Raw genomic sequence first — 24,201 nt, 5'->3', positions numbered from 1 at the left:
GCCGCCTATCCGCAACCCCTTTACCACGCTACCAAACTGCCTCTCTAAGTTTCTAAAATCATGACATTTTCCGTTGACCCTGAGAAAAGTACACCATACAATATAAGTAGTTATTAGTATTTTTAGAATTTTCTAGTTAAGGTGCGAATGCCGCTTGGAAAAACGAGATCATACCAAAATTGGAAAGAATGCGATGCTGCTCCTGCTTCTCGATCAGGAAGAGGAAGAGTGGAACCGGCATTTCAACGAGTTAAACTGGAGCTACTGCACCGGCAGGATCGGTTCCATGGATAGTCAGAAGATCGTTGCTGCCATCGAAACGGCAGCAAAACGAAGTGATCTTGTACGAGAAGATCTTTATCGTGAAATGCATGCGCTGTACCATGCGACCATGGAAGCCCTGACCGGGGTGACCAGGGGACACACCCAGATCGGGGAAGTTCTCCGAACGGTCGGCCTCCGCTTCTCCGTCGTGAGGGGAACCCCTTACGAGAACGAAGAAGAAGGCGAATGGATTGCAGTCGCGCTGTATGGCACGATTGGCGCGCCCATTAAAGGATTGGAACATGAAACAATCGGTTTAGGCATTAATCATATTTAATAAAGAAAGAGCCTATAGAAACCAGTCAATAGGAGGCTCGACCCCAGGCAGAAGTCTGTCTATGAGGTCGGGCCTCCTTTTCTAGTGTGCTGGGATCCAAGATTTGCTTCAAAGTGTTTTAAAGCACAAAAAATAATTAAATGAGGTGATGATAGATGGTTGTATTAACAGGATGTTCGTTAAGTTTGGAAGATGCAAGAAAGATCATTTATGAAGGGGAAGACGTTGTCATCTCCCCGGAGAGTATGGAGCGGGTGAAAAAGAGCCGGGAAGCGGTTGAAAAGATCGTCAAGGAAAAACGCGTGGTATACGGGATTACGACGGGCTTCGGGAAGTTCAGTGACGTGCTGATCGATTCGGATGATGTAGAGGAGCTGCAGCTCAACCTCATCCATTCGCATGCGTGCGGAGTCGGGGATCCGTTCCCTGAAACGGTTTCAAGAGCGATGCTTCTCCTGAGAGCCAATGCCCTCCTTAAGGGCTATTCGGGAGTCAGGCCGGTCATCGTGGAAAGATTGGTAGAGTTTTTGAACAAAGAAATCCATCCGGTCATCCCTCAACAGGGTTCACTCGGAGCGAGCGGCGACCTCGCGCCGCTTTCCCATCTGGCACTGGCACTCATGGGAGAAGGGGAGGTCCAATACCAGGGGCAGGTCCATCAAACACTCCCGGTGCTTTCCAAAGAAAATATTTTCCCGATCCAACTGCAGGCAAAGGAAGGCTTGGCGCTCATCAATGGAACCCAGGCGATGACGGCGATGGGGATCATCGGCTACCTCGAAGCGGAGGATCTGGCATATCAAAGCGAGATGATCGCCTCTCTGACTTTGGAAGGACTGCAAGGAATCATGGATGCGTTTGACGAAGATATTCATATCGTAAGAGGTTACCCTCAGCAGGTTGCAACGGCAAAGCGAATCAGGGATTACCTGCATGACAGCAAGCTCACAACCAAGCAGGGTGATATCCGCGTGCAGGATGCCTACTCACTGAGATGCATCCCGCAAGTCCACGGGGCATCCTGGCAGTCACTCGATTATGTGAAAGAAAAACTTGAGATCGAAATGAACGCAGCGACGGATAATCCGCTGATTTTCAATGATGGGGAGAAAATCATCTCGGGAGGCAACTTTCATGGCCAGCCGATTGCGTTTGCGATGGATTTCATGAAAATCGCCGTTGCGGAACTGGCGAACATCTCGGAACGCAGAATCGAACGGCTCGTCAATCCGCAGCTGAATGATCTGCCGGCGTTCCTTAGTCCGCAGCCCGGACTTCAATCGGGGGCAATGATCATGCAATACTGTGCGGCATCACTTGTTTCAGAAAACAAGACACTCGCCCATCCGGCAAGCGTCGATTCCATTCCGTCATCAGCGAACCAGGAAGACCATGTGAGCATGGGAACGATCGGCTCGCGGCATGCGTATCAAATTTTGCAGAACACAAGAAGGGTCCTGGCGGTCGAACTGATCTGCAGCCTGCAGGCAGTCGAGCACCGCGGTACGGATCTTCTCGCAAGCACGACCCGCAAATTTTATGAAGAAGCGAGAAAAATCGTCCCTTCGATTACAAAGGACCGGATTTTCTCGAAAGACATAGAGAAAGTGAACAGCTGGCTGAAGGAATTCCAATTGAAATCGATCACGAAAACAAAGGAGGAAACAACAAATGGTTAATGCAAACAAACGAATCGTACAGGTGAAAACAGGAACGGAAATCGAGTGTAAAGGCTGGGAGCAGGAAGCGGTCCTCCGTATGCTGTACAACAATCTCGATCCCGAAGTGGCAGAGATTCCGGAAGAGCTCGTCGTATACGGCGGCATCGGGAAAGCGGCACGAAACTGGGAGTCGTTTGACGCAATCGTCCACACGCTCCGCAACTTGGAGAATGACGAAACGATGCTGGTTCAATCAGGAAAGCCGGTCGGCGTTTTCAAAACGCATAAAGCGGCGCCAAGGGTTCTTCTATCAAACTCTGTCCTCGTTCCGAAATGGGCGAACTGGGAGCACTTCCACGAACTTGATCAGAAAGGCCTCATGATGTACGGCCAGATGACGGCAGGCAGCTGGATTTATATCGGGACGCAAGGGATCCTTCAAGGCACATACGAAACATTTGCAGCATTGGCCAAAAAGCATTTCAATAACTCACTCAAAGGCACGATCACCCTGACTGCCGGCTTGGGAGGAATGGGAGGTGCCCAGCCATTGGCCGTTACAATGAACGGCGGAGTGGTCATCGCGGTCGACGTCGATGCAGAACGCATCCAGAAGCGCCTCGATACGAAATACTGTGACGTAAAGACTGATTCCCTCGACGAAGCGATCGCGATGGCATACGAAGCAAGAGACCAGGGGAAAGCATTGTCCATCGCACTATTAGGAAACGCAGCTGAAGTTCATCACGAATTCTTGAATAAAGGCGTAAAGATCGATATTGTGACAGACCAGACTTCAGCCCACGATCCTCTCAACGGCTATGTTCCTGAAGGATTCTCGATTGGAGATGCTGCACGATTGAGAAAGGAAAATCCATCCCAATACAACCAGCTTTCACAAAAAAGCATGGCCAAACATGTGGAAGCGATGCTCGAATTCCAAAGAAGAGGCTCGATCGTATTCGACTACGGCAACAATATCCGCCAGGTGGCAAAAGATGAAGGAGTCGAAAACGCATTCAACTTCCCTGGATTCGTTCCTGCCTATATCCGCCCGTTGTTCTGTGAAGGAAAAGGACCTTTCAGATGGGCTGCGCTTTCCGGCGACCCTGAAGATATCTACCGGACAGACAGCTTGATCAAAGAGCTTTTCCCTGAAAACGAAGCACTCAACCGCTGGATCGACATGGCGCAGGAGCAGGTGGCCTTCCAGGGGCTGCCTTCACGGATCTGCTGGCTTGGGTACGGCGAGCGTGTGAAGATGGGTCTTGCCATCAACGAATTGGTCCGTAAAGGCGAGTTGAAAGCACCGATCGTCATCGGCCGGGATCACCTTGACTGTGGATCCGTCGCATCGCCGAACCGTGAAACCGAAAGCATGAAGGACGGAAGCGACGCAGTGGGGGACTGGGCAATCTTGAACGCCCTCATCAATACGGCGGCAGGCGGCTCCTGGATCTCATTCCACCACGGAGGCGGCGTGGGCATGGGGTACTCCCTGCATGCCGGAATGGTCGTGGTCGCGGACGGTACAGACCTGGCACAGGAACGTCTCGAACGCGTACTCAACACCGACCCTGGCATGGGCGTCATCCGTCACGTCGACGCAGGCTACGACATCGCTGAAAAAACAGCTGAAAAACACAACATTCAAATCCCGATGAATAAAGGAGGAGAATAAGAGATGACCAAACAATTCGACACAATCATTGAAAACATCGGCCAGCTTCTCACCATGGATCACGGAAGCGGACCGCTGAAAGGAAAAGAAATGAGTGAACTGCCTGTCCACGGTAATGCCGCCATCGGCATCAAGGACGGCCTCATTGAGTGGATCGGCACGCATGAAGAAGCACAGGCACATAAATCAACCGAACGGATCGACGCCGAAGGGAAGCTTGTGACGCCAGGTCTCGTCGACCCGCATACCCACCTTGTATTCGGCGGCTCGCGTGAACACGAAATGGCGCTGAAGCAGCAGGGAGTTCCATACCTCGAAATCCTGAAGCGCGGCGGCGGGATCCTTTCGACAGTTGGGGCTACCCGTGAAGCATCAGAAAGTGAACTCTTCAACAAAGCCCGTTTCCACTTAGACAGAATGATTTCGTACGGAGCCACAACCGTCGAAGCGAAAAGCGGTTACGGATTAGATAAAGAAACGGAACTGAAGCAGCTAAGGGTGGCGAAGAGACTGAATGAAGAACACGCAGCGGACCTTGTTTCCACATTCCTGGGAGCGCACGCGATCCCGCCGGAATTCAAGGAGCGCTCTGGCGAATTCCTGGATGAAATGCTCGACCTGCTGACAGACATCGAAAAAGAAAATCTGGCAGAATTCGTCGACATTTTCTGTGAAACCGGGGTTTTCACTGTCGAGCAGTCCCGACAATTTTTAAAAGCAGCAAAAGAAAAGGGCTTCTCCGTAAAAATCCATGCGGATGAAATCGATCCGCTCGGCGGAACGGAAATGGCCACTGAGATCGGAGCGACGAGCGGAGACCACCTCGTGGGTGCATCTGATAAAGGTATCCAGGCACTTGGAGCAACAGATACCATCGCAGTCCTCCTGCCGGGCACATCTTTCTACTTGAACAAAGGAAAATTTGCAAACGCCAGGGGAATGCTCGAAGCGGGAGCGGCAGTCGCACTTTCAACCGACTTCAACCCGGGAAGCTCGCCGACCGAGAATCTGCAGTTCATCATGAACCTTGCATCCCTGCAATTAAAGATGACACCGGAAGAAATCTGGAATGCCGTCACGGTCAACTCTGCATACGCCATCAACCGGGGAGAACAGGCAGGGAAACTGGCGAAAGGCCGCAAAGCCGACATCGTCCTCTGGGATGCACCGAACTATCATTATGTCCCATATCATTACGGAGTGAATCACACGAATACCGTCTTCAAAAACGGACGGATCATCTACCGCAAGGAGAAGCTGCATGAGCACATTTCAACACATTAAGCCGGCAGGGAAAGCCCAGTTCAAGGACCGGTATACGACCAAAGCGGCCGAACTGTTGACGCCGTACACCGAAGGCATGAAAGGGGACATCGCCATCCTGGGCGCTCCCCTTTCAAAGCCATCGATCTCACACTCCGGGGCGAGCTTTGCGCCCGACGCGATCAGAAGATGCCTGAGCTCCCTCACAACGTACAATATCGAAGAAGAAACCGACATCAGCAGCAAAAGAATGATCGATTTCGGTGATATTACGATGCACCCAACATCAATAGAAGAATGTCACCAGCGAATCTATCAAGCTACTAAAGAAGTCACAGAAACCCAAGCAGCGCCATTCACCGTCATTCTGGGCGGCGATCACTCCATCACCACATCAACCGTGAAAGCGATCAAAGAAACCAAGGGAACAGTCGGCATCATCCAGCTTGACGCCCACCATGACCTCAGAAACACTGAAGATGGCGGTCCGACCAACGGCACACCATTCAGGAGATTGATTGAAGAAGGGCATTTGAAAGGAGAGCATCTGATCCAGATCGGCATCCGCAACTATGCCAATGCCAAAGCCTATCACGATTACGCCATCGAAAATGGTGTGACCGTCTATACCATGAAGGACGTCAGACAACGCGAAATCACAGAACTGATTCAATCAGCCCTCATACAGCTGGAAGATAATAAAGTGGACACCATCTACTTATCCGTCGACATGGATGTGCTTGACCAGGCGTTCGCACCGGGCTGCCCAGCGATCGGACCAGGCGGGATGGACCCTGACACGCTCGCCGAAGCGGTGCAAACAGCCATCCGGCACCAGAAAGTTCAAACAATGGATATCGTTGAGATCGACCCTACACTCGATATCAGGGATATGACGAGCAGGATTGCCAGTCTGCTCGTCATCAACAGCCTGATCAATTAAACAATGCCCGTCCCGCAGTAATTTAAGCTGCGGGACGGGCATTTTAATTTATGCTTCTCTATATAAGTTGTAGCCTGAGTGTACTTCTTTCATGCCGATAACTTGGAGGAAGTGACGGAGTTTCTTCATGCATGCCTTTTCCGTATCATTGATCACTTCGAAGCGATCAATCACCGCACATTTTTGGGGTTTCGCAAAGCTTGCAGATTTCGATTGACGCGATGCTTCATTACTTTCCTGGATCGAGTAGGTAGAAACCAGTGCTTCCCCGACCTTGCTTTCACCTTGAACAAATTCGAAATGGAACTGGATCGACAAATCTACCTCGGAATATAGAGGATTTACTTTCATGTTGAGTTCTTTCATCATGAAGCCCCCTTTCTGTTATTGTACTTTTATACTATCACAGTTCTTTTTACAGTGTATTTTGGCTTATTTATGTTTTAAGAGCTAAATAAATCAAAATAAGCAGCAAAACGTTTTCTTTTCTTGTTTTTCATAATTATAGGCATATTCCTGTAAGAATAATTGACTACAATAAAAAAAGCTTTCCAACCAACTGTTGGAAGCTTTTAAATTATGCATTAATATACGTTTGTAGGTAGTTCTACTTTTTGAATTTGTACACTTGCAGTTTCCTTATTGCTAGTAGCAAATCCTGCAACACCAAGAAGTAGCACTGAAGCGGTCAGAACTGTAAGAAAACGTCTTTTCATAGGACTTTCCTCCCTTTCTTCTTCAAGTGAATATTCGATAAAATTAAAGAAATATCTGTTATAATTATTAAAACACAAATGCAAGTAAGATACATTTGGTGTATGATGCCAAATTACCTAATTTTCAAGACTATTGATAGTTTTTTCATCTGATTTCTTTAAAAAATATAACTCTAGGCATATTTAGGAGAGGTTTTTATGGATTTTACAGCAGTGGGAAAAAAAATTAAAGAACTGAGAAAAACCAGTGGTCTTTCTCAGGAAGAGCTTGCCCATGGTATATGTACTCAAGCACAGATAAGTAAAATTGAAAAAGGCGATGTTTTCCCCTATGCATCTACATTGTATCAAATTTCTCAGAAGCTTGGAGTGGATGTTAATTACTTTTTCGATATCGGGATGACCCCGCGCCTGGATTATGTTCAGGAAGTGTTTCAGCAACTTCAGATCTTAAGAAGAAGTGTTCGATACGAAGAAATGATGGATATTGTAAGAGCTGAAATTAATAATCCTTTATTTATGCAGAATAATAAAAATCTACAGCTGTTGCTTTGGCATAAAGGAATATATTTATATGAAGTACAAAGAGATTTGGAGAAATCGGTTGAGACCCTAAAAAAAGCAATTCATTTAACTCATCTTAAGGGAAAAATAATGTTGGAAAGAGAATTGGAAATCCTTCTTGCGCTCGGAACAATTTATTTTAAAGAAGACATAGGAAAAGCTCTCGAAGTCTTTGAGGAAATAAAAGGTCACATGGAGCTGTTGCCTCACCTTAATGACTATACTATTAAAACCCGTCTTTACTATAATATTGCCAGAGTATTAACCCGGCTAAATAGAATTGATGAATCAAATAAGTATTGTGAAGATGCTATTAAATGGTGTCTTCATAAAGATAGCATTTATCTTTTAGGAGAACTTCATTACCACACTGGATATAACCTGGAGCTTCTGAATAAACCACAACTAGCAAAAGAGTATATGGAAAAGGCTATCATAGTATTCGAACTTCAACAGGACAATATGCATATAGGGTTTATAAAAAATAGAATTATAGAATTGAGCGCTTTAACTTAAAAAGTCAGGTACTCCCAATTAAGCGAGTACCTGACTTTTACTTAGTTATATAAACTTTTGTGGCCTCTGACATGACCAGAACTATCTATATGTTTTCTCGGCAGTAATATTCTATTACAATTCATAAAATCTTTTAAATCCATCAAACTTTGATTTCCAATAAGAATTGTCCAGGCTGGTGATCTCTACACCGTTATCGCCTGCGTGGATGAATTTATTATCACCAACATAGATTCCTAAATGCGAAATACCCTTTTTGTATGTATTTTCAAAAAAGACAAGATCGCCAACGGATGGTTTGTTAACATAGAATGAACGGTTATAATATCCTTCGCTTGAAGTTCGGAGGATACTGACCCCGGATTTATTGAATGCATAGTGGATGAATCCGCTGCAGTCGAATCCTGCAGTAGTTGAGCCTCCCCACACATAAGGCTTGCCAAGCTGAGCTTTAGCCTGAGAAATGAGCTGGTCTGCATTGAAAGAGACACTGTTGTCTGCTTCTGGAGCCGGCTTTGCTGGCGTAGAAGGTTGGGATGGCTGAACGGCTTGTGACGTTTCCAGCTTCAAACTTTGTCCAACATAGATCATATCACTTTTAAGGTTATTGAGTTTCTTGATTTCTGCTACGCTGACCTTATGTTTAAGGCTTATATGCGAGAGGGTATCACCTGAATTGACAGTGTATGAACCAATCCCTGGATTTGCCGGCGGTTTGACGGGAGCCGGATTAGGAGCTGCCTCTTCCTGCGGTGCTTCCGTTGCGCCATTAGAAACCGTTAATTTCTGACCTGGATAAATTAAATAACTGTTTATATTATTCCAATTTTTCAATTCTCCCAAAGTGATAGAATGTGCATTAGCTATGGCGATAAGAGTATCCCCGGACTTCACTGTGTAGGATTTAACTGATCCGGTCTTAGGAGGTGCTGAAGGAGAGTTATCCGATACAGCTGCTAACTTCAGCACTTGATTTGGATATATCACATCAGACTTTAGCTTGTTTACCTGTTTTAAATTGGCAACGGTTAATTCGTATTTCTTAGCAATAGACCAAAGAGAGTCACCAGATTCAACCTTATAAGTATTCGCGGCAACAGTTGAGACGAAAGTGGTCGACAGGACAGCAGTAGTTGCAAAAGACACAATTGTTTTTTTCACGAGTTTTCTCCTTTTATGTACTTTTTTGGTATATTTTCCTGTCATTTTACCATATATTACGTGTAAAGCGGGAGAATTTTCGGGTATATTGCAGGTCTTTTATCCTGAAAGGGTCGAAATTTTGGTATGAAACTATAATTATATTAATTACTAGTCCTTATTTATAAGGAACAGCTTTTGAATAAAACCAAATCAATATTAATGAGACAATCTACTATTTATTATAATCAAATAGACTACCAAACTGTTTAATTAAATCCTTAGAAAAGTTATTGTGGTGATGTAACACTAATTTAACTTGAATGTATGAATAGTTATTATTATCCTTGTAAAGGGAATAAACGAGACAAAGTTTAAACTTTCGAAAAACTTAAGTGTTAAATATAAAGAGAAAATCAACTTTGCAAGACTTTGTGTTAATAAGGGTTATATAAGACAATTATTAATAAATGTAGATATATTGTTAAATCTATTACGTAAAAACAGGTTAATCGTGTCTATAAGCATCTTTTAGACATTGTTTTAGTTAAGGATCTATCTGGCTCACTTTTAACAAATATTATGAACTCTGGAGTAAGGGGACAAAGAATCTCGTGACTATAGAAATTGGATTTGTTTTGATTTCTATTATTATTATGATGATAGGATTAATAAGAGAATGGATACGACCAGATATATTAGTTTTTATAACACTGGCTATGTTTTTAATTACTAATGTAATTTCCGTCGAAGACGCTCTAAGTGGCTTTTCAAATGAAGGTATGCTAACAATTGCATTGTTATTTATAGTTGCTGGCGCAATTCAGAAAAGTGGTATTGCAGAAAGATTAATAATCAATCTTTTGGACCGACAAACTGGTAGTAAATGGTTATTGGCCAAAATATTAACACCCATAGCTATTTTTTCAGGTTTTATGAATAATACTCCTATTGTAGTTACGTTAACACCAATTTTAAGAAAGTGGTGTCAAGATAATGGAGTTTCAGCATCAAAGGTGTTAATCCCTCTATCATATGCCACCATCTTGGGTGGGACGATTACATTGATTGGAACGTCCACAAATTTAGTAGTTCATGGTCTTTTAAAAGATGCGGGTTTTAAAGGTTATTCTTTTTTCGAACTTTGTATAATTGGAATACCGATCACTATGATAGGGATTTTGTATATCACCACCATAGGGTATAAATTGTTACCTGATTATAAAAACTTAACTGAAACCGTACAGGAGAGAGCAAAAGAATATTTAGCTGAAGTTATCGTATTAGAAGATTTTCCGTTTGAAAACCAATCAATTGAAGTGGCGGGCCTAAGAAACTTAAAAGGTCTATTCTTAGTCCAAATTATAAGAAACAATGAAGTAATTTCACCTGTTAAATCATCGACTAAAATACTTCAAGGTGATAAATTAATTTTTACTGGGTTGTTAACTACTATTGCTGAATTACAGACAATGAAAGGTCTCCATATAGAAACAGGGTCAGAACTGAACCTTAACAACTTAAAAGATAGAAATATCAAACTTGTAGAGGCTGTGATTTCGGATCAATCCAGCCTATTACACAAAAGAATTAACGACTCAAATTTCCGGAGTAACTATGATGCCAGTATTATTGCAGTCCATAGAAAAAATGAAAGAATTGAAAGTAAAATAGGTGAAATAATATTAAAACCAGGGGATCACTTACTTATTTTGGGAGGTAGCGACTTTAGAAAACGTGCTGATGCAACAACTGATTTCTTTGTCGTCACCTTAATAAACAACCCCCCCCAATTAGAGAACCAAGCAAAGGGGTGGTTCTCTATTTTCACTTTGTTAGCAATGGTTACTCTAGTGACTTTCAATGTAATCTCAATGTTTAAAGCAATGGTATTAATGGTTCTAATTCTGTTTTTAACAAAAATTATAACACCTGAGGAGGCAAAGCATTCTATTCAATTCAACGTTCTCCTCTTGATAGCGAGTGCGTTTGGAATCGGCGCAGCTTTAATTGAGAGTGGTACAGCTTCGTGGCTTGCGGGATTACTTACTTCTATGGCGAAACCACTAGGTACTTTCGGACTATTGGTGATTATTTATGTTATCACCAATATATTTACTGAGATCATCTCAAATAGCGCTGCGGCTGTATTAATGTTTCCAATAGCTATTGAAATTTCTCAACAGAATCAGGTGGAACCGATGGCTTTTGCTGTGGCAATTACTATTGCTGCGTCAGCTGGGTTTTCTACCCCTATAGGATATCAAACAAACCTAATAGTGTATGGACCCGGAGGATACAAGTTTATAGATTATTTAAGGGTAGGGATTCCGTTGAATATAATTGTGATGTTGGTTAGTCTATTTATTATCTACTTCGTATGGTTATAAGGATTTTAATAAGTTCTCTTGCGAGAGATAAACTTGAGTAAAATACACTATAAAAACCAATATGCTAAGATATATAGGATGCAAAAACTATCTACACGCTAAAAGCAAGGAGAAAAATATGTGGAAACGGATTCTTTCAAATGATTTTAATAAAAACGTAATAACTTTGCTATCAGGCACTACGATTGCTCAAGCGATACCCCTTATCATTTCACCTATCCTTACCAGAATCTATTCACCTGAGGATTTTGGTGTTTATGCTCTGTTTGTCTCAATCATCACAATTTTCGGGAGCATTGCAAATGCCAAGTATGAGTTAGCGATTGTTTTGCCAGCAGAAGACGAGGATGCAATAAACATTGCATCACTTTCATTAATAATAGCGGCATTATTCAGTTTTTCATTACTTTTAATAGTACTGTTTTTGCATGACTATTTAGTCTATATATTAGGAAACGAGCAAATTTCTACTTGGTTGTATGTTGCTCCTGGAGTGGTTTTGTTAGTAGGCCTGTTTAATATGCTAAATTATTTAAATACCCGTTTTAAAAACTATAAAGATATTTCAAGAGCAAATATTTATAAGTCAGTTGTAACAGGGGTTGTTCAACTTTCAATTGGTTTCTTAAAGCCAGGTGAACTTGGTCTTATTTTAGGCCAAATACTATCCAATATTACAGGGAATACAAGATTACTTAAAAATATTCTCAGGAAGAATAATATATTGAAGGTAGTCAACATTAAAGAGATGAAAAGACTTGCTAAAGAGTACAAAGAATACCCAACATTTACTATGTGGGGAGGACTTTCAAACACGCTGTCCCAAAACATTACAAGCATTTTTATTTCCTCTCTCTATTCTCTAACAATACTAGGGTATTTTTCCTTAATACAGAGGATACTTGGGACACCTATCAGATTGGTCGGGAGCTCCATTGGACAAGTTTATTTTCAGAAAGCGGCAGAAGAAAAAAGAAAAACAGGGAATGCGAAACTCACTTTCAATTCCACTTTAAAAAAGTTATTGATTATTTCGCTTCCTTCCTTTACATTTCTGTTTTTCTTCATTGATGATATCGTTACTCTAATATTTGGGACCGAATGGGCGAAAGCTGGGAACTATGCTCAATTATTAATGCCATTATTCTTTTTGAGGTTCGTTGTAACTCCATTATCAATAACAAATCCCTTGTTTAAAAAGAATAAATTTGGGCTTTTGTGGCAAGTTGGACTACTTGCATTGACTTTAGTGATATTCGGACTAGCAAAATATTTCAGATTAGAACCGGAAGTATTATTTCTTACTTATTCTATAGTGTTATCGTTTTATTATATTTACTTTTTTTATAAAATAAAAAAACACAGCTATGGGAAAGATTTAGAGGGTGAAATAAATGGATAATATCGAGAAAATAAAACTAATTAGTCGGATCAGCAGGCTAACATCCCCAATTACATCGATTTTGGAAAAGACTTTTATAAAAAGAATATCAAAAGAGGAGAAACATTTACACCCTCTTTTTATTATTGGTGCACCACGAACTGGTTCTACAGTTTTATATCAGACGATTACTAATCAGCTGGACGTAAAATATATAAGTAACTTGGTTGATTTATTTAACGATTCACCTTATTTTGGTTTTTGGCTTAGTAATAAATTGCATAAAGATCTTCCGCATAACTGTTTTAAATCCAATTTCGGAAACACTTTTAATTGTGGGTTGAATGCACCGAGTGAATCAGGAGGATTTTGGTATAGGTATTTACCGAAAGAGAAACACTTTGTTGACACCGATGAGGTTAATCAAGAAGTGGTAAATAACATAAGAAACGAAATTTATTCAGTTATCAATAAATATAAAAAACCTATTGTATTTAAAAATCTTAATGCTGGCCAAAGACTAAGACTATTGAAAGAAGTTGCTCCTAATGCAAAGTTTATTTTTGTTAGAAGAGATCCTTTATATACAGCTCAATCTATTTTCAAAGCAAGAAAAAAACTTAATATTGATGAAAACACTTGGTGGTCAGTTAAACCTCGTAATTACCAGGAATTACAAAATCTATGTATACATGAGCAAATAGTTAAACAAATTTATTACCTTGAAAAACAGATTTATAATGATTTAAAGTTATTCAAAAAAGAGAATATTTTGATAGTTAAGTACAGAGATCTTTGTCAAAGTCCTGATCAAATTATTAGTGAAGCGCGAACTCTATTGGGAAATAATGCCAAGTTTCGTGAAAATGCTTTGAATAATGATATTAACTTTAGTGAAAAGCAAACAATTTCTGAAAAAGACATACAATTACTAAAGAATTATATCAATGAGTTGGATTGGAGTTTTGAAAATGACTAATAAAGAACGCTATAAAAAGTTATGTTTAGAAGATAAAACCATTCCGTTATTTTCCCGGAGTTGGTGGTTAGATGCGGTATGTGGTGATAATTGGGATGTAGTTCTTGTTGAAAAAGGAGGCCAAATTGTTGCCTCTCTTCCTTATTATTTAGAAAAACGTAAAAATATGACTTATATTATGATGCCTAAATTGACTCAAACTTTAGGAGTGTGGATGAAATACCCACCTAAGCAAAAATATGTAAAAAAACTTTCTTTTGAAAGAGAGGTTATGAAAAAACTAATTAAACAGCTCCCTAAATTCGACTATTTCAAACAAAACTTCCATCACTCAATAACAAATTGGCTCCCTTTTTATTGGGAGGAGTTTGAGCAAACGACAAGGTATACTTATAGAATTGAGGATTTAAGTGATTTAGATGCTGTCTTTAAATATTTTAAAGATAGTATGAGACGTGATATTAAAAAGGCGAATGAACTAGTTAGAGTAGAAGAGACAGAAGATATCGAGCTTTTCTATAGTATAAATAAATTAACCTTTGAAAGGCAAAATATTAACATCCCATATAACCTTGACTATCTAAAGAGACTTGATTCAGCTTGCAAAGAAAAGAATAGTAGAAAAATTTTAATCGCAAAGGATAATGATGGAAGGATTCACAGTGCATTATATTTAGTTTGGGACGAAAATAGTGCTTACTATATAATGAGTGGGAGTGATCCAGAATTAAGGAGCAGCAACGCGATGTCTTTATTAATTTGGGAGGCAATACAATTCTCAGCTTCAGTTTCAAATAGTTTTGATTTTGAAGGAAGCATGATCGAACCCATAGAAAGGTTCTTTGCTTCCATGGGTGCAGCACAGGTTCCTTTTCATCAAATAACCAAAAAAAACTCTAAAGTTTTAAAAATGAAAGAATCGTTACAGAGTGTATTGAAAAAGTAACAAATTTGTACTCTTAAGTTTTATTGACAAATTGTGTCGACAAGGTTAGCATTTAAATGGTAAAAAACAAAACAAGGGAGCATCAAATATGAATTTTGCTATTGTAGGTTGTGGACATATAGCACATAAACATGCAGAAGCAATTTTAAACGCTGCAGGAGCAAATTTAGTAGCTGTGTGTGATACAGACGAGTCCAAAATGACTGATTTTATTGATAAATACAAAGCAGTTCCTTATATAAATTTAGATGATCTTTTACTGAATAATGATATAGACGTCGTAAATATTTGTACACCAAGCGGTTTTCACGCAAACTTGACAATAAAGATTGCAGAGGCAAAAAAACATATAATAGTTGAAAAGCCTATTGCATTAACAATTGAGGATACAGATAAAATGATTGATGCTTGTAAACAAAATAATGTCAAATTATCTGTAGTTCACCCTAATCGATTTAGACCTGCTATGGTCAAACTAAAGCATTTAATTAACAATGGTTTCTTTGGTAAGTTAAGCCACGGGAACGCTACAGTGAGATGGAATCGAAATCAAGCATACTATGATCAGGCACCTTGGAGAGGAACTAAGTCTCTAGACGGTGGTGTATTAATGAATCAAGCGATTCATAACCTGGATCTCTTGTTATGGATGATGGGTGATGCTGAAGAAGTATTTAGTATGGCAGCTACAAGATTTAGAAATATTGAAGCGGAGGATGTTTCTACGGGCGTAGTGAAATTTAAAGATGGCTCCTTAGGAGTGGTAGAAGCTGCGACAACTGTTTACCCTAAGAATTTGGAAGAAACACTAAGTATATTTGGGGAATCTGGAACAATAAAAATTGGCGGTACTACTGCCAGTTTAATCCAGCACTTAAATGTAGAGGGTTACTCTGAAGACGATGTAAAACAACTAATTGGTGAAATTGAACAAGATCCTATCGGAAAACCTGGTCACCAGTGTATTATTGAGGATATGATTGAGGCAGTTCAAAACGATAGAGCTCCTGTTGTCACCGGAGAAGATGGTAAAAAAGCATTAGAATTAGTAATATCTTTATACAATTCTGCGGAATTAAATAAGCCTGTTAGGCTAACATAGAGGTGTAAACATGGAAAAAAATAGTCCAATCTTTAATGAATTATATAATAAAATAAACGATAAAGAAGCAGTAATCGCTGTTGTAGGGTTAGGGTATGTAGGCCTCCCTCTGGCAGTAGAAAAAGCGAAATCAGGATATAAAGTTATAGGGTTTGACGTTCAAAAGGAAAGAGTTAATCAAGTCAATAATGGTGAAAACTATATTGGCGATATAATCGATGAAGAATTAACAGAAATGGTGAAAAAGGGACAACTGACTGCCACTACAGATTATGCGAAAATTTCAGAAGTGGACGCAGTTGCTATTTGTGTCCCTACACCATTAGATTCATATATGCAGCCTGATACATCGTATGTGGAAAAATCAACTGCTGAAATTTCCAAATATCTCCATGAGGGGATGTTAGTTGTTTTAGAGAGTACAACATACCCAGGTACTACAGAAGAAATAGTTAAGCCTTTATTAGAGAAGTCAGGTTTATCATGCGGTAAGGAATTCTTTGTTGCTTATTCTCCTGAAAGAGTAGATCCAGGAAACAAGCAGTTCAATACAAAAAACACACCCAAAGTAGTGGGTGGTATTACAGAAGAATGTACTGAAATAGCAGCTGCACTTTATAGAAAAGTACTAGAAGGTGATGTACATGAAGTAAGTAGTCCAGCTATAGCTGAAATGGAAAAAATATACGAAAACACGTTCAGACATATTAATATTGCTCTTGCAAATGAAATGGCCATCTTATGCAATAAGATGGGGATAGATGTATGGGAAGTGATTGATGCAGCTAAGACTAAGCCTTATGGATTTATGGCTTTCTACCCTGGTCCAGGCTTAGGCGGTCATTGCATTCCAATCGATCCATTTTATTTAACGTGGAAAGCAAGAGAATTTAATTATCATACTCGTCTAATTGAATTGGCCGGGGAAATTAACAACACCATGCCTGAGTTTGTAGTTGAACGCATGATGAAGATTTTGAATACAGAGAAAAAGTCTCTTAATGGCTCGAAAGTATTATTATTAGGAGTTGCATATAAAAAAGACATTGATGATGTCAGAGAATCTCCTGTTCTTGAAATAATGAAAGAACTTGATAAAGCAGGTGCTGATTGGAAAGTTTCTGATCCTTATGTAACTACTTTTAAACACTCAAATAGTGTTGTGGAGACATATAGCCTTTCTCAAGATTTATTAGAAGAAGCAGATATTGTTGTATTGACTACAGATCATTCCGATTTTGATTACAGTCTTATCGCTAAAAAAGCACCTGTGATCTTTGACACACGGAATGCCCTTAGTAAACACCTTAACGAAGTTACTGGCAAATACTACAAGCTATAAATAATTGGCAGATTAGAAAAAGATGCGATTTTAACTTATCGCATCTTTATCTGTAACCTTAGAAGGTGAACATATGTTAAAGATATCAATACCCAATAATTTCATTCCTGAAAGAAAGTATGCAGTAGATGTAGTATTTAATGATTTTTTAGGCATTCCCTATGAAGTTGAGATTTCCAAAGAAGTCGACTATAAAATAACACTAGATGGGAATAAAACGCTAGTTATTAAAGATGGTTTCTTTACGAAACTTAATGAAAATGATAATTATATTAATGAAAAATATTTACCACAAGTGAATTTTGCCCATTTGCAATATATTCCGGAGGATGATTTACCTGTACTTTACGGTGAACCTAAAGTAATTAAAGAAAATGAACAAAAAATAGTGTGTCATGTGGATGTTTTTTCCTCCATATTTTTTATGTTAACCAGGTGGGAAGAAATATTTGATGAAGATTTAGATAAACATGGAAGAGTAAAGGCTGCTAATAGTGTTTCATATAAAAACAATTTCCTTCACAGACCTGTAGTTAATGAATATGTAGAATTTTTATTTAACGTGTTAAAAAGTTTAAATCCAGCAATTGGGAGAAAAGATAAATCTTATAAGCTGTACCTAACTCATGATATTGATCACATTGAAAAATGGGGTTCTCCCAAAAAAGCTATTGTGTCTTCTTTATCATTAATATTGAAAAAAAAGCAGTATCAAAATGGAGTAGTTAATCTACTCGATTACTTTTTGACGAAGCTAAAAGTAAAAAAAGATCCCTATAATAATTTTTCATGGATTATGGGATTGGCAGAGGATATTGGCGAGAAATCTCATTTTTACTTTATGTCTGGTGGTAATACAAATTTTGATACTAATTATAATATAAGAACTGAAAAATTTAAAAAAATCATACATGAAATTGTTAAAAGAAAACATATTGTTGGTTTTCACCCAAGTTATAATACTTTCAATGATTTGGAAACATGGTCTTTAGAACTGAAAAGACTGAAAGATTCTACAAGTTTATCGATAGACGAAGGAAGACAGCATTATCTAAGGTTTTCTGTGAAAAACACTTGGGCAATTTTGGAAAAAAATGAGATGAAAGTAGACTCGACTTTGAATTATGCTGAAAAAGAAGGTTTTCGGTGTGGAACAGGAGACGAGTATACACTTTTTGACGTAATTAATAGGAAAAAGCTTAATTTAAAAGAACGACCATTAATATTTATGGACGCAAATCACCTTCCTTCTTACCAGCCTGATATTGATACAAATCTGTCGATTGAAAAAATAGAAAGTTTAATTTCAGTTTCCCAAAAATATAATATGGATTTTACAGTTCTTTTTCACAATTCGATCTTCCATAACCAAGTTTTGAATTTCACTAGAATCTATAAAGTAATCTTAAGTAAATCTAAGAATACTCGAAGTAACGGGGGGTAAGTATGTATTCGTTAGTCTTTGTCATTGGATTTTTAATAATCCCTTCTTTCTGCTTATTTTTATTGTACAAAAGCAATATAAAACTTCTTAAGCCATCAATCCCAAGTATTTTTTTATGGGCTTATTTATGCTTTGCGTATATTGGGATCCTCCCGTTGTTCTTTTTTTGGAATGATTATCGATATACCATAGGTATCAATAATCAAGAGAAAATATTTTATTTATGGATACTATCAAGTTTAGGATTGCTTATAATTGTTTTCATTATTTTTTTATTATCAAAGATACAGTTTTTTAAAGTAGAAGATGAAGAGGTAACTCCAGACACTAAAGAAAATCTTCGTTTGAAAATTTTTATGGGAATTCTTTTTATCGGTGTTATTCTGGTTCTTGCTGTTTACTTATCTAAAATACCACGAATACCGATTATAGAGGAATTATTAGGGGCAAGTGCGAGTGATGTCGCCAAATATAGAAGTCTCGCTACAAACGGGTTTGATGGTAAACTTCATTGGTATAGATTAGTGTATGCCGAGGTATTAACATTAATCAGTTACTATGCATTTGTAATGGTTTATAAAAACAGGTCGTTATATAATATACTATTTTTTGCTGCTACTTTTAGTGTAAGACTTTTTACTTCTATAATGACTACACAAAAGGGTCCTTTAATATGGTATATCATAGGCATGATCATTGTATATTTGATTATGACAAGAAAAACACTGAATTTAAAATATATATTGGGAATATTTAGCTTTGTTTTCGTAACATTAATATTAATGTATAAATATATAATGGGACTAAGCAATAGACCAATAGGAGATGTGGTACAAGCTTTTTTAAGCAGAGCATTTACCGGACAAATTTCACCAGCTTATTTTTACCTTGAGTTATTCCCGGAAAAAAGAGAATTCATGTTGGGACAGTCATTCCCAAATCCAATGGGTATATTCCCTTGGGAGCCAGTAAGTATTACGAGGGAAGTAGCAAAGTATATGAACCCCACGGTTGAAAATACCGGGGTTGTAGCATCAGCGCCTACTGTGTATTGGGGAGAAATGTATGCTAACTTTGGATTAGGGGGCGTAATAATCTCTTCATTGGCTTTAGGAATGATATTATATCTCTGCCATATTGTATTGTCGAAACTTGAACTCAATGCTTTAACAATTGCTTATTCAACTTGGATAATTTTATATTTTAAAGACCTGGTATTTACTAGTTTTAGTACAATCTTTCTTGATATAGATTTGGTTCTAATTACGATGTTATTTGGGGCAGGGTATATCCTTACTCTAAATAGGCAATCAATTAGGACAATCATATTTAATATGGATTTTAAAGTAAGAAACTTTTTTGAAAAGGAATTAAAACATGAATAAGACAGTTTTGATGCTTGTATTTAATAATTTCAAAAATGACTCGCGTGTTCTTAAAGAGTGTTTTACATTGGAGAAGTCAGGTTATAACGTAAAAGTTGTAGCTCTCCATGAAAGTGGATTAGAAGAGTACGAAGAATATTCAACAAATATTTCCGTTCACAGGGTAAAACTAGCTTCGAGAAAATTACCAAAGTCGTTACCTTTTCAAGTGATAAAATATTTTGAATTGGTTTACCAGATCATTAAAAGGTATAAAGACATAGATATTGTTCATTGTAATGACATTTCACCATTACCTGTAGCGGTCCTTTTAAAAAAGGTATATCCTAAAAAAAATATAAAAATCGTTTATGATGCGCATGAATACCAAATTGAAACCCAGAAATTAAAAGGGAAAAAAATTAGAAAATATTTGACGTTTATTACAGAGAAATCTTTAATAAAAAAAGTAGATAGTGTAATTACTGTTAGTGAGGGTATAGCTAAAGAGTATAGTCGTATATATAGTATTCCACAGCCAGTTTTAGTTTTAAATACTCCAAACTTAAAGGAAGTAGAGAAGACAAATAAGTTTAGAGAGATATTTAATATATCTGAAAGTAGTAAAATTGCCCTGTATCAAGGAGCTATTTCGGAAGGAAGAGGTATTGATATATTAATTAGTGCCTATAAGAAAATAGCACCTGAGGATTTAGTAATAGTGTTTATGGGTATGGGTGCAATGGTAGAGAAAGTAAAACATGAAATGTTAGAAAATCAGGGTATATATTATTTGGATGCAGTGCCCCCCAATCAAATCATGGAATATACGAGTTCAGCTGATATAGGAATATCTCTTATTGAAGATAGCTGTTTGAATTATTATTACTGTCTACCAAATAAGATGTTTGAGTATGCAATGGCCGGGGTGCCATTGCTAGTGAGTAACCTTCCTGAAATGAAAAAGATAGTTACGAAATATAATGCGGGAATTGTAGTTGAAAGCTTTAAAGAGGAAGATATTGTTGAAGGACTTAAAAGAATATCTTCTTCTGATCTTGCTGAGCTTTCTAGTAATTCGAAAAAAATTTCGCGTGATTACAATTGGGAATTGCAAGAACGAAAACTTATGAAAGTTTATAACCATTTAACTAAAAGAAGCAAGGTGTGAAATGATGAAGATTTCAAAGAAGAGCACTATTATTTTCTTAATCACTCTAATAGTACTGCCGATTATTGTGGCAACCTTTGCATTTTTTCAAGAAGAAAGCAAACCAATTACTTACAAAGGAACAATCAAGGTAAATCTGGGGAATTTTAATGACGATCAATACTCTTCAACAGCGTACTTTAAAAATAGAATTCTTAATCCGGAATTTTTACAGAAGAGTGGAGTTAAAATTGAAGAGGAGAAATTAACTTCAGAATTATCATTCCAACCCAAAAATGAATATGTTCTTCTTACATTAACTCATGAAAACAAAAATGAGCTTAGTAACACACTGAATTCATTAGTAAGTGAGTATGTAAAGGAAAGTAATGTTATTTCAGAAGATCTACTGAAAATCAATTATGAAACAATTGAAAGATTAGAAATGAAAGATACGGCAGCCGCGGAAGATCAATACGAGGTTGAAAAGTTCTTATTTGACTTGAAACAGGATGTAGCACTTTGGGAAAAAGCCAGTGTATTAGGAGATGTAACCATTACTGAAGTATATCCATCTTCTAAAAATAGTGCTATTATCGCAGCAATCTCTACTTTTGCAATCATCTTATTTGCTTTTGTCACGTTGAGAGTTATTTCACTAAAAAGATAATCAAGTTTTTCAATATAAGGGGAATACTACTACTATGAAAGTATGTCACATTAGCTCGTCACATCAACATAATGACACAAGGATATTTCTGAAGGAATGCACCTCCTTAGCAAAGAAATATGATGCCACATTGATAGCGCCTAATGCTCCATTTGCTAATATCGAGGGTGTGCAGTTAGTCGGGTTAGACTTCATACCAAGCTCTCGATTCGAACGTTTATTAAAGGTACCACCACTAGTTTATAAAAAAGCTCTAGAGATCGATGCTGATGTATATCACTTACACGATCCGGAAATGTTATTATTTGGATTGCTCCTTAAACGGAAAGGAAAAAAAGTGATATACGACATACATGAAGATGTACCTAGGCAAATATTATCTAAAAAGTGGATCCCAAATTATATAAGGTCATTGGTATCTAAAGCATTTGAGGTCTTTGAAGATTACTGTGCAAAAAGATTTGATACTTTGATAACAGCTACATCGCATATAAAGAAGCGTTTTGATACTGTCCATGCACGTGTATACAATGTCAATAATTATCCACTTTTAAATGAGTTACATTCCCCATCAAATAACAAAATCGCCAAAGATACCTTCTCATTTGTTGGTGGGATAAATGAAATTAGAGGTATTCAACAAATGGTTGAAGCAATCGAAGTTTCATCTGCAGGCAAACTAACTCTAGCTGGGAAATTCTCCAAACAAAGTGTATTGGAGAATATGAAATGTTTAAAAGGTTGGAGTAAAATACAATATAATGGATTTATGAACAGACAGGAAGTAAGCAACTTATTAGCAAGCAGTTATGCCGGGTTAGTTTTATATCACCCAGAACCAAATCATATTAATGCTCAACCGAATAAGATGTTTGAATATATGTCAGCTGGTATTCCGGTAATTGCCTCAAATTTCCCCTTGTGGAGGGAAATAATAGAAACCAATGACTGTGGTATCTGTGTAGACCCTTTAAAGCCACAAGAGATTGCTGCTGCAATGGATGAAATTTTGATCAATCCAAATGTTTCTGAAGAATTTGGAAGAAATGCCAGAAAAGCAATTGAAACCAAATATAATTGGAATATTGAAGAGCAAATATTATTTCAAGCTTACGAGAACTTATAAGAATCAGCTAGGAGCTCACTAAGTTGAACATTAAATAACAAGAAGTTATTATATTCTTTGAAACTAAAACAATAAATTGAGATAAATATTATTAGAAAAGAGGATGTCACATGAAAGTACCTATGTTAGATTTAACTGAACAATATCAAAGTATTAAGGAAGAAGTAAACGCATCTATGGAAGATGTAATGAGTAATGCACATTTCATCTTAGGAAGCAATGTAAAACAACTTGAAGAAACGGTTTCAAATATGAGTGATATTGGTTTTGGTGTAGGAGTGGCAAATGGTAGTGATGCGTTACATCTATCTTTATTGGCTTGTGGTGTAGAACCTGGAGATGAGGTTATTGTACCGGCATTCACTTTCTTCGCAACAGGAGGGGCAGTAGCTCGAATTGGTGCTGTTCCGGTTTTTGCGGATATTGACCCTAAAACGTTCAATATTGATCCGGATTCGATCAGAAAAGCTATTACCGAAAAAACAAAAGCAATTATTCCAGTCCATTTATACGGTCAAATGGCAGATATGGAAGAAATCAGTGCCATTGCAAAAGAGAAAAACTTGGCTGTAGTGGAAGATGCTGCTCAAGCTATCGGATCAAAACTTAATAATATAGGTGTAGGGCAATTTGGTACGACAGCTACATATAGCTTCTTTCCTACTAAAAACCTAGGTGCTTATGGTGACGGCGGAATGGTAGTCACGAATGATGAAGGAATCGCAGAAAAATTAAAAGTCCTGAGAGTTCATGGAAGTAAACCGAAATACTACCATCATGTATTAGGATATAACAGTCGATTGGATGAATTACATGCGGCTGTCTTAAACATTAAAGTGAAATACTTAAGCGAATGGACAGAAATGAGAAGAGAAAATGCTAATTATTACTCTGAACTACTTAAGACAGTAGATGAAGTGAAAACACCGTATATTGCTGAGAATAGTTACCATGTTTTCCATCAATATACACTTAGAGTGAATAAAAGAGATGAACTACAGGAGTTTCTTAAGGAAAACGGAATTGCTACAATGATTTATTACCCAATGCCATTACACCTTCAACCAGTCTTTGGTGAACTGGGATATAAAGAAGGGGATTTACCTGTTACGGAAGAAGCTTGTAAAGAAGCTTTATCTTTACCAATGTTCCCTGAATTAAAGAGAGAACAACAAGAATATGTAGTAAATAAAATAAAAGAATTTTATGCTAAAGGTTGATA

At 38.1% G+C, this 24,201-nt stretch carries 21 protein-coding genes; 18 read left to right on the top strand and 3 right to left on the bottom strand.

Going from position 1 to position 24,201, the window contains the following annotated elements; genetic code table 11:
- The first annotated feature begins 154 nt into the window (after positions 1-154).
- The 5 genes from hutP (at position 155) to hutG (ending at position 6,149) form a co-directional block, all read left to right on the top strand.
- Positions 155-601, top strand: a complete 447-nt coding sequence (gene hutP, locus V6B33_RS06300; RefSeq protein WP_334216891.1) for a hut operon transcriptional regulator HutP — start codon at positions 155-157, stop codon at positions 599-601.
- A gap of 155 nt (positions 602-756) precedes the next feature.
- Entirely contained in the window at positions 757-2,280 is a 1,524-nt protein-coding gene (gene hutH / locus V6B33_RS06295) for a histidine ammonia-lyase (protein WP_334216890.1), read from the top strand.
- Complete coding sequence (gene hutU, locus V6B33_RS06290; RefSeq protein ID WP_334216889.1) at positions 2,273-3,943, top strand: urocanate hydratase; 1,671 nt, start codon at positions 2,273-2,275, stop codon at positions 3,941-3,943. Before hutH ends, hutU begins: the two co-directional genes overlap by 8 nt.
- A gap of 3 nt (positions 3,944-3,946) precedes the next feature.
- Positions 3,947-5,227, top strand: coding sequence for an imidazolonepropionase (gene hutI / locus V6B33_RS06285; RefSeq protein ID WP_334216888.1), 1,281 nt, complete (start codon positions 3,947-3,949; stop codon positions 5,225-5,227).
- The gene (gene hutG, locus V6B33_RS06280; protein ID WP_334216887.1) at positions 5,205-6,149 is read left to right on the top strand and encodes a formimidoylglutamase; all 945 of its coding nucleotides are present in this window, start codon (positions 5,205-5,207) and stop codon (positions 6,147-6,149) included. The genes hutI and hutG overlap by 23 nt, the downstream gene beginning before the upstream one ends.
- Before the next feature lie 48 nt (positions 6,150-6,197).
- On the opposite strand, the gene V6B33_RS06275 is transcribed toward hutG, so the two are convergent.
- On the bottom strand, positions 6,198-6,518 hold the full coding sequence (locus V6B33_RS06275; protein ID WP_334216886.1) for a hypothetical protein: 321 nt from the start codon (positions 6,516-6,518) through the stop codon (positions 6,198-6,200).
- 215 nt (positions 6,519-6,733) lie between these two features.
- Positions 6,734-6,865, bottom strand: coding sequence for a hypothetical protein (locus V6B33_RS06270; protein WP_334216885.1), 132 nt, complete (start codon positions 6,863-6,865; stop codon positions 6,734-6,736).
- 198 nt (positions 6,866-7,063) lie between these two features.
- Here V6B33_RS06270 and V6B33_RS06265 point away from each other — a divergent pair, with 198 nt between their 5' ends.
- Positions 7,064-7,945: a helix-turn-helix domain-containing protein gene (locus V6B33_RS06265; protein ID WP_334216884.1), complete on the top strand. Its 882-nt coding sequence runs from the start codon at positions 7,064-7,066 to the stop codon at positions 7,943-7,945.
- Positions 7,946-8,059: 114 nt separating this feature from the next.
- On the opposite strand, the gene V6B33_RS06260 is transcribed toward V6B33_RS06265, so the two are convergent.
- Positions 8,060-9,106: a C40 family peptidase gene (locus V6B33_RS06260; RefSeq protein ID WP_334216883.1), complete on the bottom strand. Its 1,047-nt coding sequence runs from the start codon at positions 9,104-9,106 to the stop codon at positions 8,060-8,062.
- Positions 9,107-9,699: 593 nt separating this feature from the next.
- On the opposite strand from V6B33_RS06260, the gene V6B33_RS06255 reads away from it, so the two are divergent.
- The 12 genes from V6B33_RS06255 to V6B33_RS06200 all read left to right on the top strand — a co-directional run bounded on the left by V6B33_RS06255 (position 9,700) and on the right by V6B33_RS06200 (position 24,199).
- Positions 9,700-11,475, top strand: coding sequence for an SLC13 family permease (locus tag V6B33_RS06255; protein ID WP_334216882.1), 1,776 nt, complete (start codon positions 9,700-9,702; stop codon positions 11,473-11,475).
- Positions 11,476-11,593: 118 nt separating this feature from the next.
- Positions 11,594-12,877, top strand: coding sequence for a lipopolysaccharide biosynthesis protein (locus V6B33_RS06250; protein WP_334216881.1), 1,284 nt, complete (start codon positions 11,594-11,596; stop codon positions 12,875-12,877).
- Positions 12,870-13,835: a sulfotransferase family protein gene (locus V6B33_RS06245; RefSeq protein ID WP_334216880.1), complete on the top strand. Its 966-nt coding sequence runs from the start codon at positions 12,870-12,872 to the stop codon at positions 13,833-13,835. The genes V6B33_RS06250 and V6B33_RS06245 overlap by 8 nt, the downstream gene beginning before the upstream one ends.
- A complete protein-coding gene (locus V6B33_RS06240) occupies positions 13,828-14,781 on the top strand; it encodes a GNAT family N-acetyltransferase (protein WP_334216879.1) in 954 nt (317 codons plus the stop codon). The genes V6B33_RS06245 and V6B33_RS06240 overlap by 8 nt, the downstream gene beginning before the upstream one ends.
- An 88-nt stretch (positions 14,782-14,869) precedes the next feature.
- Positions 14,870-15,883 (top strand): Gfo/Idh/MocA family protein, encoded by a 1,014-nt coding sequence (locus V6B33_RS06235; RefSeq protein ID WP_334216878.1) that lies wholly within the window; start codon positions 14,870-14,872, stop codon positions 15,881-15,883.
- A 10-nt stretch (positions 15,884-15,893) separates the two neighbouring features.
- Positions 15,894-17,225 carry a nucleotide sugar dehydrogenase gene (locus V6B33_RS06230; RefSeq protein WP_334216877.1) on the top strand — a complete coding sequence of 444 codons (1,332 nt, stop codon included), beginning with the start codon at positions 15,894-15,896 and terminating at the stop codon, positions 17,223-17,225.
- Positions 17,226-17,298: 73 nt separating this feature from the next.
- Positions 17,299-18,669, top strand: coding sequence for a polysaccharide deacetylase family protein (locus V6B33_RS06225; protein ID WP_334216876.1), 1,371 nt, complete (start codon positions 17,299-17,301; stop codon positions 18,667-18,669).
- A gap of 2 nt (positions 18,670-18,671) precedes the next feature.
- Positions 18,672-20,054 carry an O-antigen polymerase gene (locus V6B33_RS06220; RefSeq protein ID WP_334216875.1) on the top strand — a complete coding sequence of 461 codons (1,383 nt, stop codon included), beginning with the start codon at positions 18,672-18,674 and terminating at the stop codon, positions 20,052-20,054.
- A complete protein-coding gene (locus V6B33_RS06215; RefSeq protein WP_334216874.1) occupies positions 20,047-21,204 on the top strand; it encodes a glycosyltransferase family 4 protein in 1,158 nt (385 codons plus the stop codon). Before V6B33_RS06220 ends, V6B33_RS06215 begins: the two co-directional genes overlap by 8 nt.
- Before the next feature lies 1 nt (position 21,205).
- Positions 21,206-21,853: a hypothetical protein gene (locus V6B33_RS06210; RefSeq protein WP_334216873.1), complete on the top strand. Its 648-nt coding sequence runs from the start codon at positions 21,206-21,208 to the stop codon at positions 21,851-21,853.
- A gap of 34 nt (positions 21,854-21,887) precedes the next feature.
- On the top strand, positions 21,888-22,979 hold the full coding sequence (locus tag V6B33_RS06205) for a glycosyltransferase family 4 protein (protein ID WP_334216872.1): 1,092 nt from the start codon (positions 21,888-21,890) through the stop codon (positions 22,977-22,979).
- A 110-nt stretch (positions 22,980-23,089) separates the two neighbouring features.
- Positions 23,090-24,199, top strand: coding sequence for a DegT/DnrJ/EryC1/StrS family aminotransferase (locus V6B33_RS06200; RefSeq protein ID WP_334216871.1), 1,110 nt, complete (start codon positions 23,090-23,092; stop codon positions 24,197-24,199).
- Positions 24,200-24,201: the final 2 nt, after the last annotated feature.

The sequence above is a fragment of the Mangrovibacillus sp. Mu-81 genome (genome assembly GCF_036867415.1).
Classification (GTDB): domain Bacteria; phylum Bacillota; class Bacilli; order Bacillales; family Bacillaceae_B; genus Rossellomorea.
This window is presented reverse-complemented; position numbering and strand designations above follow the sequence as displayed.